General features: G+C 44.0%; 1 protein-coding gene. It reads right to left on the bottom strand.

The features are described 5' to 3' along the window. Nucleotides 1-620: amino acid ABC transporter permease (locus tag HMPREF2979_RS05415; protein ID WP_070655538.1), on the bottom strand; the 620-nt coding region annotated here is incomplete at its 3' end. Between the last annotated feature and the right edge of the window lie 103 nt (nucleotides 621-723).

The following is a 723-nucleotide window of genomic DNA, read 5'->3' as shown; positions in this document are numbered from 1 at the left end:
GCAGCCCCAGCAAAGGCCGGCACATAGTTAGTGGTATCATAAGCCCAGGCCTTAGCAGTGAACATGATATCTGCCCCAGAGATAATGGCAACTGTTGAAGTATTCTTAATCAAGTTAACCACTTGGTTGGTCAATGGTGGCAAGATAGTACGGACTGCTTGAGGCAAGATGATGATACGCATGGTATCAGCGTAGGTGAATCCTTGAGACAAAGCCGCTTCGGTTTGACCTTTAGGAACCGCCTCGATACCTGTACGAATAATTTCAGAGATATAGGCTCCTGTGTAGACCCCTACACAAAGGATAGCCGTCAATGAAATTGGGATCATGACATGACCATCAGTCAAGATTGAAATCCCATAGAAGACAACCACGAATTGCACAAGCAAGGGTGTGTTCTGGAAGATTTCGACATAAACACGTGAGATGCCACGAAGGACCTTGTTGTGAGTAGAGCTCATAGCTCCAAAGATGAGCCCAAGAAGAAGGGCAACAATCAAGGCACCAATTGAAATGCCAAGGGTGTAAAAGAAACCTTTGGCAAATTGCCCAAAGTTAGCGAAGAAAGCAGCCCAACGTTCAAGAGCGAAAGGACTAGCCGTTTCAGTTAAAAGATACATAAATTTAGGACTCCTTTCTATTTATCTTCAGCCTTAGCTGGTTTCAAGTGATACTTATCGTAGAGTTTTTGAAGGCTACCATCTTTTTGCCATTTAGCAATCA

The sequence above is a fragment of the Streptococcus sp. HMSC078H12 genome, assembly GCF_001814615.1.
GTDB lineage: Bacteria > Bacillota > Bacilli > Lactobacillales > Streptococcaceae > Streptococcus > Streptococcus salivarius_F.
This window is presented reverse-complemented; position numbering and strand designations above follow the sequence as displayed.